Raw genomic sequence first — 12,319 nt, forward strand, 5'->3', positions numbered from 1 at the left:
AAATGAGGGATGTATGAAGTTTTTGGTTACCGGTGCGGCAGGTTTTATTGGATTTCACGTGAGTCAGCGTTTGCTGGCCGCCGGTCACCAGGTCGTCGGTATCGATAACCTGAATGACTATTACGATGTCAGCCTGAAACAAGCGCGCTTAGACCAGATCCTCCAGCATCCCGAGTTTATTTTCCTGAAAATGGACCTGGCAGATCGCCAGGCCATTTCTTCATTATTCGAAGATCATGCATTTGATCGCGTGATCCATCTGGGTGCGCAAGCGGGCGTTCGTTATTCAATTGATAACCCACACGCTTACGCCGATGCCAATCTCATTGGCCACCTCAATATTCTCGAAGGGTGCCGCCATCATAAAGTTGGCCACCTGCTGTATGCGTCATCCAGCTCAGTATATGGGCTTAACCGCAAAATGCCTTTCTCAACGGATGACTCCGTTGACCATCCTATTTCTCTGTATGCGGCCACCAAAAAAGCCAACGAATTGATGTCGCATACTTATTCCCATTTGTACCAGTTGCCCACCACCGGTCTGCGCTTCTTTACTGTTTACGGTCCGTGGGGACGTCCGGATATGGCGTTATTCAAATTCACCCGCGCAATGCTGGCCGGTGAGCAAATTGACGTCTATAACCGTGGGCAAATGTCCCGAGATTTTACTTACATTGATGATATTGCTGAAGCTATCGTGCGTATGCAGGATGTGATTCCGCAGGCTAATGAAAACTGGACCGTGGAAGCGGGATCGCCGGCCACCAGTTCTGCGCCATACCGGGTTTACAATATCGGCAACAGCCAGCCGACCAGCCTGATGACCTATATCGAGTCACTGGAAAAAGCGTTGGGCATTGAAGCGAAGAAAAATATGCTGCCGATGCAGCCGGGAGATGTGCTCAATACCAGTGCGGATACTCAGCCATTATATGATGCGATTCAGTTCCGTCCGCAAACCAGGGTTGAGCAGGGCGTGCAGAACTTTGTTGATTGGTATCGTCGCTTTTATCAGCAATAAAGACGCATTAAAAAAGGAAGCCAGCGGCTTCCTTTTTCTTACCCGGTGTAAAGTGAACTCACGTTAGCGCTATTCACAATTCGAAGCACTGGAAAATTACAGCAGGAAATCGTCCAGTTGTTTACCTTGTTCTTCAATCGCTTTTTTAATCACGGCTGGTGTACGACCCTGACCAGTCCAGGTACGGTTTTCACCATTTTCATCAACGTAAGAATACTTGGCAGGACGTGCAGCACGCTTGGTTTTTCCCGGTGCTTTGGTCTCAGAAAGTGCCTGTAACAATTCGTTTGGATCGATACCATCTGCAATCAGCATCTCACGGTATTGTTCAAGTTTGCGGTTACGTTCAGCATTTTCAGCCTGCGCGTGAGTTTCTTCTTCACGACGCTCATTGACGACAACCTCGAGTTTTTCCAGCATCTCTTCCAGTGTTTCCAGAGTGCATTCCCGAGCTTGCGCGCGCAATGTACGGATATTATTAAGAATTTTAAGTGCTTCGCTCATTGTCCTAATCTCAAAATATAATAAATGGGAGTTGTTCTGCCGACTCATAATAGTGGGGCTAAAAAATAACTGCAATAGTCAGATTAAAAAGTAAAACGTTAAGTAAAAACCAGAAATCACTTTGTATTACGGTTTACAAATATATTTACCGTTAGCGCTTAGATCTGAAGCCTTGATTATCCGCGTTTGCCACCGTGACGTTGTGCTAATCCTTACACTTTGGCAGTAATAATGCTGAATAAATTCTCAGCATAGATTGTTCTTTGCCAAAAAGTGCTGTTTTAACGTCGATGATGAATCACGTACCTGCCATTGTCGTTAATTTGAGCAAATGATAAAAATAATGCATCGCTACAGGTTTACTTGTTTATGGTAGACTGCGCGCCATCAGATTTGTGCTGCGATGAGATTCTGCATATGGCCCAACTTTATTTTTATTACTCCGCGATGAACGCGGGTAAATCCACTGCTTTGCTTCAGTCCTCCTATAACTATCAGGAGCGCGGCATGCGCACTCTGGTGTATACCGCCGAGATTGATGACCGCTTTGGTGCGGGCAAGGTAAGCTCGCGGATTGGTCTATCGTCTCCTGCATTTTTATATAACGCTGCGACACAATTAAATCAGGAAATAGCCAGGGAGCATGCGAAGCAACCGGTTCATTGTGTGCTGGTGGATGAGAGTCAGTTCCTGACACGTGAGCAAGTCAGGGCGTTATCGGATGTGGTCGACAATATGGATATTCCCGTATTGTGTTATGGATTACGCACTGATTTTCGCGGCGAGCTCTTTACCGGCAGTCAATATTTACTGGCATGGGCAGATAAACTGGTTGAGCTTAAAACCATCTGCCATTGCGGCCGTAAAGCCAGCATGGTATTGCGCCTTGATGCCAACGGTAAACCGTTCAGCGAAGGAGAGCAGGTGGTGATTGGCGGCAATGAGCGATATATTTCTGTCTGCCGTAAACACTATAAACAGGCGATTGATGAAGGATCGTTAAAAGCTATCTATGGTGCGCAATCTCCGCACGCTTGATTATTTAGCGATAAAAAAACCCGCCGCAGCGGGTTTTTTGTTTTTAGCCGGTTAGGCTTTTTTGGTTTTTTTCTCGATTTTCACCGTTTTATCATCGGCGGCTTCAGCCACTGGGCCTTCAGCTTCAGAGAATTCGCGGCCATAGAAGGTATCCAGCATGATTTGCTTCAATTCGGCAATCAGCGGATAACGCGGATTCGCACCGGTACACTGGTCATCAAACGCGTCGTCTGCCAGCTTATCGACTTTCGCCAGGAAATCGGCTTCCTGCACGCCAGCTTCTCGGATTGAGGTTGGGATACCCAGTTGAGTTTTCATCTCTTCCAGCCATGCCAGCAGTTTTTCAATTTTCTGGGCAGTGCGGTCACCCTGTGCACTCAATCCAAGATGGTCGGCAATTTCAGCGTAGCGACGACGTGCCTGTGGGCGATCGTACTGGCTGAAAGCCGTCTGCTTGGTTGGGTTGTCATTCGCGTTGTAACGGATGACGTTGCAAATCAGCAGGGCGTTGGCCAAACCGTGCGGAATGTGGAACTCCGAGCCCAGCTTATGCGCCATGGAGTGACACACACCGAGGAAGGCGTTGGCGAACGCGATACCGGCGATTGTGGCCGCATTATGCACACGTTCACGCGCTACTGGATTCTTCGCCCCCTCACGATAGCTGGCCGGCAGGTTCTCTTTCAGCAGTTTCAGCGCCTGCAGCGCCTGGCCATCAGAGTACTCATTTGCAAGTACAGAGACATAGGCTTCCAGCGAGTGAGTTACCGCATCCAGACCACCAAACGCACAGAGTGAGCGAGGCATATCCATCACCAGATTGGCATCCACAATCGCCATATCAGGCGTCAGTGCATAATCCGCTAAAGGATATTTCTGGCCTGTCGCATCGTCAGTCACTACCGCAAACGGTGTAACTTCAGAACCGGTACCGGAAGTGGTGGTGATGGCCACCATGCGCGCTTTCACGCCCATTTTCGGGAACTTGTAGATACGTTTACGGATATCCATGAAACGCAGCGCCAGTTCTTCGAAGTGGGTTTCAGGATGTTCGTACATCACCCACATGATTTTCGCGGCATCCATCGGGGAACCGCCGCCCAGGGCGATAATCACATCGGGTTTGAAGCTGTTCATCTGCTCAGCACCTTTACGTACGATGCTGAGTGTTGGGTCCGCTTCCACCTCAAAGAACACTTCAGTTTCGATGCCGTGCGCTTTTAACACGCGAGTGACTTGATCGGCATAGCCATTGTTAAACAGGAAGCGGTCAGTGACGATAAAGGCGCGCTTAGCACCGTCGGTGGCGACTTCCTCCAGGGCAATCGGCAGTGAACCACGACGGAAGTAGATAGACTTCGGAAGTTTATGCCACAACATATTTTCAGCTCGCTTGGCCACGGTTTTCTTGTTGATCAGGTGTTTAGGTCCGACGTTCTCAGAAATTGAGTTACCGCCCCAGGAACCACAGCCCAGCGTCAACGATGGCGCAAGTTTGAAGTTATACAGGTCGCCAATACCGCCTTGCGAAGCTGGTGTGTTAATCAGAATACGGGCGGTCTTCATTTTGTCGCCAAAGAAGTGCACGCGCTCGTGTTGGTTATCCTGGTCAGTGTACAGGCAAGAGGTATGGCCGATACCGCCCATAGCCACCAGTTTTTCTGCTTTATCTACCGCGTCGTAATAATCTTTTGCGCGATACATCGCCAGGGTTGGCGACAGTTTTTCGTGGGCAAACGGTTCAGACTCATCCACCAGCTTCACTTCACCGATGAGGATTTTAGTGGTCGCAGGGACGCTGATGCCGGCCAGTTCAGCAATTTTTGCCGCAGGTTGGCCGACGATAGCGGCATTCAGTGCACCATTTTTCAGAATGATATCCTGAATGGCTTTCAACTCTTTGCCCTGCAGCAGATAGCCGCCGTGGCTGGCGAAACGCTCGCGAACCGCATCGTAGACCGAGTCCACCACGATGACAGACTGCTCTGACGCACAAATGACGCCGTTATCGAAGGTTTTCGACATCAGGATAGAAGCGACTGCGCGTTTGATATCGGCGGTTTCATCGATAACGACAGGCGTATTACCGGCACCGACACCAATCGCCGGTTTACCGGAACTGTATGCGGCTTTCACCATGCCCGGGCCACCGGTGGCCAGAATCAGGTTGATATCAGGGTGGTGCATCAGCTGGTTGGACAGCTCTACTGAAGGGACATCAATCCAGCCAATGATGTCTTTCGGCGCACCAGCCGCAATGGCGGCCTGCAACACGATGTCTGCCGCTTTGTTAGTGGCATCTTTGGCACGTGGATGTGGTGAGAAAATGATGCCGTTACGGGTTTTTAAGCTGATCAGCGCTTTAAAGATGGCGGTAGAGGTTGGGTTAGTGGTTGGGACGATACCGCAAATCAGGCCAATTGGCTCAGCGATGGTGATAGTACCGAAGGTGTCATCTGTATCCAGCACACCACAGGTTTTCTCATCTTTATAGGCGTTGTAGATATATTCAGAAGCGAAGTGGTTTTTGATCACTTTATCTTCAACGATACCCATGCCCGATTCGGCGACGGCCATTTTGGCGAGGGGGATACGGGCATCAGCAGCGGCGAGTGCAGCAGCGCGGAAAATGGTATCAACTTGTTCCTGACTAAAGTTGGCGTATTCACGCTGTGCCTTTTTAACACGCTCTACCAGTGCATTAAGTTCGGCAACATTTGTAACGGCCATAGTGCTCTCCTGAAGGAAGTTAAACTCTTTTAGTAAGCAAGCCTGAGTCGGAAAGTATAGTCGCGCTATGCTTATACGTTGGTCAGAGTGGCAAGTTGATTGCCGTTGCTTACTAAAAGGGTTTCCAGGATAAAACGCTTACTCATTTCGCAATAATTTCGATGGGGTAAGATTACCCCTGATGAGGTAGGCAAATTTTGATGTGGATCAATCCGGAGCCAAGCTGACACCTTTCAGCACCCACTTTAGCAACTAAAGTAACTCATTCGTTGGTTTTGGCTGACAGGGATAGGTCGGGTGATTGATGTCCCACTTCGCACAGATGAATCCACTGGAAGTTAGCGGAAATAGCAGCATATATTTCCGCTTAACCCACTGGTTTTCCGCCCGGCTTATGCACTACATTAAGCGCGATTTGAAACACTACCTTCGTGGAGCTCACCGTGAACCCCGTGCTACTTGATTTTTCCGGCTACATTAAGTTTTTTGTCGGTTTATTTGCCCTGGTCAATCCCGTGGGGATCATTCCCGTGTTCATTAGCATGACCAGCTACCAGGCTGTCGCTGAGCGGAATAAAACCAACTTCACGGCAAATCTGGCTGTAGCGATCATTCTCTGGACCTCGCTGTTCCTCGGGGACGCTATTCTCCATCTCTTCGGCATCTCCATTGACTCATTCCGTATCGCCGGGGGGATTCTGGTGGTAACCATCGCGATGTCGATGATCAGCGGCAAGTTAGGTGAGGATAAGCAAAACAAGCAGGAAAAGTCAGAGACCGCGATTCGTGAAAGTATTGGTGTGGTGCCACTGGCCTTGCCCTTGATGGCCGGCCCGGGTGCGATCAGTTCGACTATCGTCTGGAGCACGCGTTACCACAGCTGGATAAACCTGCTCGGTTTCACTATCGCCATTGCGATTTTTGCTTTTTGTTGCTGGTTACTGTTCCGGGCTGCCCCTTTGATGGTGCGCATCTTAGGGCAAACCGGCATTAACGTGATTACGCGTATCATGGGTCTGCTATTAATGGCGCTGGGTATTGAGTTTGTTGTCACCGGCATGAAAGCGATATTTCCAGGTTTACTGAATTAATCAGGTTGTATTTTTAGTCAAAAAATAACTTCTGTGATCCATATTGGTGCGATGGGTGATTTTTTTGCACCAATATGGTGAGGTTATTCGCCTGGCTTAATATGATCTGACTATCATCACTTTTGCTACTACTTTTCCTTCCAGCGCCAGTTCATCAACAAATATATGTGATAATTATCACAGTATATTTCACTGCCATTTTCATTTTAATCAGTAACTATTCGGAAGTTTTATCACCTCAAATAACGTTTCATATTGTTAGCTGAGAGTTTGGCAGCTTTAACAGTAAAATAGCGGATTGCAAGGCTTTATTGGCGATAAAATCAGCGGAATATTGACTTATTGCTTATAAAACATCTGGTTGAATAATATTTCAGGATGAAAATTAACACTTCTCCTGTCGCGCTCTACATGATAAAAGAGAATTAGCTAACATTTTTGCTGTTTAGCTTTGGTGTGCGGGCATCGGTTCTGATAATTTTCGGCTCATCACAAATTTTTTCCCTGTTCGCGACAAATGTGTACGCTTCTTGCTTACTCGCTATCAGGTTTTTATTTAAGGTCGATATTTGTTGATGAAGAGCATGGTAGCGAAAAAAGTTGCGCGCACGTCTCTGGTACTTTGTCTGGCAGGTTTTATCTCTCATAGTCAGGCGGCTGACATCCCGGCAGGGACGGAGTTATCTGCAACACAGCGCATTGTCATCAATAACGGTAGTGAAGTGTCCTCGCTCGATCCGCAAAAAACGGAAGGGGTTCCCGAATCTAATGTCATCCGCAATTTGTTAGAGGGGCTGGTCGAGACCGATAACAATGGTCAGATTGTGCCTGGCGTTGCAAAGCAGTGGAGCAACCAGCAGGGGCGTATCTGGACCTTCACCCTGCGTGAAGATGCGCGCTGGAACAACGGTGAACCCGTCACCGCGCAAGATTTCGTCTACAGCTGGCAGCGTCTGGCCGATCCGAAAACAGCTTCACCCTATGCCAGTTATTTGCAAGCCGCCCATATCGCCAACATTGACGCCATTTTGGCTGGCAAAGCCTCGCCGGATTCACTGGGCGTGAAAGCGATTGATGCGCACCACCTCGAAGTGACACTCACTGAGCCTGTTCCCTATTTTATCGATATGCTGGCCCATACCGCGATGAAGCCGGTGTATCGCGCGGCGATTGAAAAATTCGGCGAGCAGTGGACGCAACCGCAGAATTATGTGGGAAATGGTGCCTACACGCTGGCTGATTGGGTGGTGAATGAAAAGATCGTTCTGAAGCGTAATCCGCAATATTGGGATAATGCGCGCAGCGTGATTGATGAGGGCGTTTTTCTGCCGATTAGCTCCGAGAACAGTGATATCAATCGCTATCGCAGCGGTGGCACGGATATGACCAACAGCGTGGTGCCACCGGATTTATTCAAGAAGTTGCAGCAGGATTTAGGTAATCAGGTCAAAGTCAGCCCTGTACTCTGCACCTTCTACTATGAAATGAACAACAAAAAGGCGCCGTTCGATGATGCAAGAGTCCGTACAGCCCTGAAGCTGACGCTTGATCGTGACATCATCGCCGACAAGATCATGGGGCAGGGGCAGATCCCCGCCTATGCGCTGACGCCGCCATTTACGCACGGCATCTCGCCTGAAGCCCCTGCCTGGTCGAAGCAAACCCAGGCCGAACGTAACGCCAGTGCCAAACAACTGCTGGCCGATGCCGGTTTTAATGCTCAGCACCCGCTGCGTTTCACGTTGTTGTATAACACCTCTGAGCAGAATAAACGGCAGGCTATCGCCGCCGCCTCGATGTGGCAAAAGAACCTCGGTGCCGAGGTGACGCTACAAAATCAGGAGTGGAAAACGCTGCTGGAGACGCGTCATCAGGCACAATACGATGTGGTACGCGCCACCTGGTGCTCGGACTATAACGAGCCCTCAACTTTCCTCAATATGCTGCTGAGTGGTTCCTCGATCAACACCGCGTTCTATCACAGCGATGCCTTCGATAAATTGATGGCGCAAACCCTGACGGTTGCCGATAACACTCAGCGTGCCGCATTGTATCAGCAGGCCGAAGCGCAGCTGGATACGGACTCGCCCATCGTGCCGGTTTACTATCGCGTCAGCGTGCGTCTTGTGAAACCCTGGGTAGGCGGTTTTACCGGCAAGGATCCGCAAGATATGCTGGCATTGAAATACTATTACATAAAGAAACATTGAGTAATGTGTGGAACCGGCGCTACAGTCGGACGGCACATTAACGTGGTAAACCCTGAAGGGTGGTAGTGGTCTCTGTTCAGACAGGCAGAGATCTCCCGGAAACGGGGTACGCCGGGCAGTTCACTGACCCGGTGACGATAATAAAACTGGAGCTAAGTAATGAACAACATCACGAAAAAAAGCCTGATTGCCGCAGGCGTTCTTGCAGCAATCGGCGCACTGGCAGGGAATGCTGCTTTGGCCGCAGTGCCAGCAGGCGTTGAATTGGCAGCAAAACAGGAGCTGGTACGTGGTAATGGCGATGAAGTGCAATCGCTTGACCCGCATAAAATTGAAGGCGTGCCGGAAGACAACATCGCACGCGATCTGTACGAAGGTCTGATCATCAGCGACAGCGATGGCAAACCGATTCCGGGCGTGGCAGAAAGCTGGGAAAACAAAGATTTTAAAGTCTGGACTTTCCATCTGCGTAAAAACGCTAAATGGTCCAATGGCGAGCCAGTCACGGCACAAGATTTCGTCTATAGCTGGGAGCGTTTAGTCGATCCTAAAACCGCTTCTCCTTACGCCAGCTATCCGCAATACGGCCACATCCTGAATGTCGATGACATCATCGCCGGTAAAAAACCGATCACCGATCTGGGTGTGAAAGCCATTGATGACCATACGCTGGAAGTGACCCTCAGCGAGCCGGTTCCTTATTTCTACAAGCTGCTGATCAACTCCGTGATGTCACCGGTGTATAAGCCTGCTATCGATAAGTTTGGCGACCAGTGGACTCAGCCACAAAACTGGGTGGGCAACGGTGCGTTTAAACTGGAATCACACGTCATCAACGAACGTGTCACCATCGTACGTAACCCGGAATATTGGGATAACGCGCACACCGTACTGAACAAAGTGACCTTCCTGCCGATCAACTCAGAAGTCAGTGACGTGAACCGTTACTTCTCTGAGAACGGCAGTGACATCACCTATAACAACATGCCGATTGAGCTGTTCAAAAAACTGCAGCGTGATAACGGCAAAGAGTTGATGGTGAAGCCGTATCTCTGCACCTACTACTATGAAATCAACAACCAGAAAGCGCCATTCACCGATCCGCGCGTGCGTACTGCGCTGAAACTGGGTCTGGATCGCGACATCATGGTGAATAAGGTGCTGGCGCAGGGGCAGTTACCGGCGTACAGCTTTACCCCGCCAGCCACCGACGGCATGGAATTGCTGCCGCCAGACTGGTTCAAATGGGATCAGAATAAGCGTAACGAAGAAGCGAAAAAACTGCTGGCTGAAGCGGGTTACACGGCTGACAAGCCACTGACCTTCAACCTGCTGTACAACACCTCGGATCTGCATAAGAAGCTGGCTATCGCCGCGTCTTCGATCTGGAAAAAGAACATTGGCGTGAACATCAAACTGGAGAACCAGGAGTGGAAAACCTTCCTGGATACCCGTCATCAGGGCAACTTTGATGTTTCTCGTGCGGCCTGGTGTGCAGACTATAACGAGCCAACCTCGTTCCTGAACATCATGCTGTCTGACAGCAGCAGTAACACCTCGCACTATAAGAGCGCAGACTTCGATAAAGTGATCCACGATGCGGTGAAAGCGGTAGACGATAAAGCCCGTGTCGCGGATTACCAGAAAGCTGAGCAGATTCTGGATAAAGACAGCACCATTGTCCCGGTTTACTACTACGTCAACGCGCGTCTGGTGAAACCGTACGTGGGGGGTTACACCGGTAATGATCCGCTGGATAAAACCCTCGATAAAAACCTGTATATCATTAAACATTAATAGCACTCAGGCTATCGACAGTGGCGGCGCTGTAGCGCCGCCTTTTTGACTTTGTGAAGCAACAGCCTGGTAGGTACGGCAATGTTAAAATTCATCCTGCGTCGACTTCTGGAAGCGATCCCGACGCTCTTCATCCTGATCACTATCTCCTTCTTTATGATGCGACTGGCACCCGGCAGTCCGTTTACCGGCGAGCGCACGCTCTCGCCTGAGGTGATGGCGAACATCGAAGCCAAATATCATTTGAACGATCCGATCGGCAAACAGTACGTCAGTTACTTAGTGCAGCTGGCGCACGGCGATTTTGGTCCATCGTTCAAGTACAAAGATTATTCCGTTAACTATCTGGTCGGCCATGCCTTCCCGGTTTCGGCCAAACTCGGCCTCGCCGCCTTCTTCCTTGCAGTGATCCTTGGCGTGACGGCAGGGGTTATTGCCGCGCTCAAACAGAACAGTTTGTGGGATTACGCGGTGATGGGGGTCGCCATGACGGGCGTCGTGATACCCAGCTTTGTCGTTGCACCGCTGCTGGTGCTGATTTTTGCGATTACCTTGCGCTGGCTGCCGGGCGGTGGCTGGAACGGTGGGCAGTGGAATTACATGCTGCTGCCTATGGTGGCGCTGTCTCTGGCCTATATCGCCAGCATCGCGCGTATTACGCGTGGTTCGATGATTGAAGTGATGCACTCCAACTTCATCCGCACTGCACGCGCCAAAGGGTTGCCGCTGCGCCGTATCGTACTGCGTCATGCATTGAAACCTGCCATGTTACCCGTGCTCTCGTATATGGGGCCGGCATTCGTCGGCATCATCACCGGTTCAATGGTGATCGAATCGATTTACGGTCTGCCGGGTATTGGCCAGCTGTTTGTTAACGGTGCCCTGAACCGTGACTATTCTTTGGTGATGAGTCTGACCATTTTGGTCGGCGTGCTGACCATTCTGTTCAATGCGATCGTGGATGTGCTGTATGCCGTCATCGATCCGAAAATCCGTTACTGATGGTGGAGTTCGCCCATGATGTTAAGTAAGAAAAACAGCGAAGCTCTGGATGCCTTCAGTGAAAAACTGGAAGTCGAAGGGCGCAGCCTGTGGCAGGATGCGCGTCGCCGCTTCATCCATAACCGCGCTGCGCTGATCAGTTTGCTGGTGCTGTTAGCGATTACCCTGTTCGTGATATTAGCGCCGGTGTTATCGCAGTTTAAATATGATGATACCGACTGGGCCATGATGTCAGCCGCTCCAGATACGGTTTCTGGCCACTGGTTTGGCACCGACTCATCCGGACGTGACCTACTGGTGCGCGTGGCGATTGGCGGTCGTATCTCGTTGATGGTCGGCATTGCCTCCGCGTTGATCGCGGTGCTGGTGGGCACGCTGTATGGTTCACTGGCGGGCTATCTCGGCGGTAAAATCGACTCCGTGATGATGCGTATTCTGGAAATCCTCAATTCCTTCCCGTTCATGTTCTTCGTGATCCTGCTGGTGACCTTCTTTGGTCGTAACATCCTGCTGATCTTTGTGGCGATCGGCATGGTGTCGTGGCTGGATATGGCGCGTATCGTGCGTGGCCAGACGCTGGGCCTGAAGCGCAAAGAGTTTATTGAAGCGGCGCAAGTGGGTGGTGTGTCGACCTTCAATATCGTGCTACGTCACATCGTACCGAACGTGCTGGGTGTGGTGGTGGTCTATGCCTCATTGCTGGTGCCCAGCATGATTCTGTTTGAATCCTTCCTCAGTTTCCTCGGGTTGGGTACGCAAGAGCCACTGAGCAGTTGGGGCGCACTCCTGAGTGACGGCGCCAACTCCATGGAAGTCTCGCCCTGGTTGTTGATGTTCCCGGCGGGTTTCCTCGTGGTCACGCTGTTCTGTTTCAACTTTATCGGCGATGGCCTGCGTGATGCCCTCGACCCGAAAGATCGTTAAGG

The 12,319-nt window shown here is 50.4% G+C and carries 9 protein-coding genes; 7 read left to right on the forward strand and 2 right to left on the reverse strand.

What is annotated here, in order from left to right; translation table 11 throughout:
* Positions 1-13: 13 nt before the first annotated feature.
* Positions 14-1,021 carry an NAD-dependent epimerase gene (locus tag WFP70_RS02215; protein ID WP_337022452.1) on the forward strand — a complete coding sequence of 336 codons (1,008 nt, stop codon included), beginning with the start codon at positions 14-16 and terminating at the stop codon, positions 1,019-1,021.
* Between the two features lie 96 nt (positions 1,022-1,117).
* Here the strand turns inward: WFP70_RS02215 and hns are convergent, their stop codons facing one another.
* The gene (gene hns, locus WFP70_RS02220) at positions 1,118-1,525 is read right to left on the reverse strand and encodes a histone-like nucleoid-structuring protein H-NS (protein WP_034828823.1); all 408 of its coding nucleotides are present in this window, start codon (positions 1,523-1,525) and stop codon (positions 1,118-1,120) included.
* 417 nt (positions 1,526-1,942) lie between these two features.
* Between hns and tdk the strand changes: the two genes are divergently transcribed.
* Positions 1,943-2,563 carry a thymidine kinase gene (gene tdk, locus WFP70_RS02225; RefSeq protein WP_034828884.1) on the forward strand — a complete coding sequence of 207 codons (621 nt, stop codon included), beginning with the start codon at positions 1,943-1,945 and terminating at the stop codon, positions 2,561-2,563.
* Positions 2,564-2,614: 51 nt separating this feature from the next.
* Here the strand turns inward: tdk and adhE are convergent, their stop codons facing one another.
* Positions 2,615-5,293, reverse strand: coding sequence for a bifunctional acetaldehyde-CoA/alcohol dehydrogenase (gene adhE, locus WFP70_RS02230; protein ID WP_034828825.1), 2,679 nt, complete (start codon positions 5,291-5,293; stop codon positions 2,615-2,617).
* Positions 5,294-5,736: 443 nt separating this feature from the next.
* On the opposite strand from adhE, the gene WFP70_RS02235 reads away from it, so the two are divergent.
* The 5 genes from WFP70_RS02235 (at position 5,737) to oppC (ending at position 12,317) form a co-directional block, all read left to right on the forward strand.
* On the forward strand, positions 5,737-6,384 hold the full coding sequence (locus WFP70_RS02235) for a YchE family NAAT transporter (RefSeq protein WP_337022453.1): 648 nt from the start codon (positions 5,737-5,739) through the stop codon (positions 6,382-6,384).
* Positions 6,385-6,959: 575 nt separating this feature from the next.
* Positions 6,960-8,594 carry an ABC transporter substrate-binding protein gene (locus WFP70_RS02240; protein WP_337022454.1) on the forward strand — a complete coding sequence of 545 codons (1,635 nt, stop codon included), beginning with the start codon at positions 6,960-6,962 and terminating at the stop codon, positions 8,592-8,594.
* A 159-nt stretch (positions 8,595-8,753) separates the two neighbouring features.
* Positions 8,754-10,391 (forward strand): oligopeptide ABC transporter substrate-binding protein OppA, encoded by a 1,638-nt coding sequence (gene oppA / locus WFP70_RS02245; RefSeq protein ID WP_034828830.1) that lies wholly within the window; start codon positions 8,754-8,756, stop codon positions 10,389-10,391.
* An 81-nt stretch (positions 10,392-10,472) separates the two neighbouring features.
* Positions 10,473-11,393, forward strand: coding sequence for an oligopeptide ABC transporter permease OppB (gene oppB / locus WFP70_RS02250; RefSeq protein WP_034828832.1), 921 nt, complete (start codon positions 10,473-10,475; stop codon positions 11,391-11,393).
* Positions 11,394-11,408: 15 nt separating this feature from the next.
* Entirely contained in the window at positions 11,409-12,317 is a 909-nt protein-coding gene (oppC, locus tag WFP70_RS02255) for an oligopeptide ABC transporter permease OppC (protein ID WP_034828835.1), read from the forward strand.
* The last annotated feature ends 2 nt before the right edge of the window (positions 12,318-12,319 follow it).

The sequence above is a fragment of the Pantoea sp. USMM079 genome, from assembly GCF_037153115.1.
In the GTDB taxonomy this organism is placed as follows: domain Bacteria; phylum Pseudomonadota; class Gammaproteobacteria; order Enterobacterales; family Enterobacteriaceae; genus Pantoea; species Pantoea communis.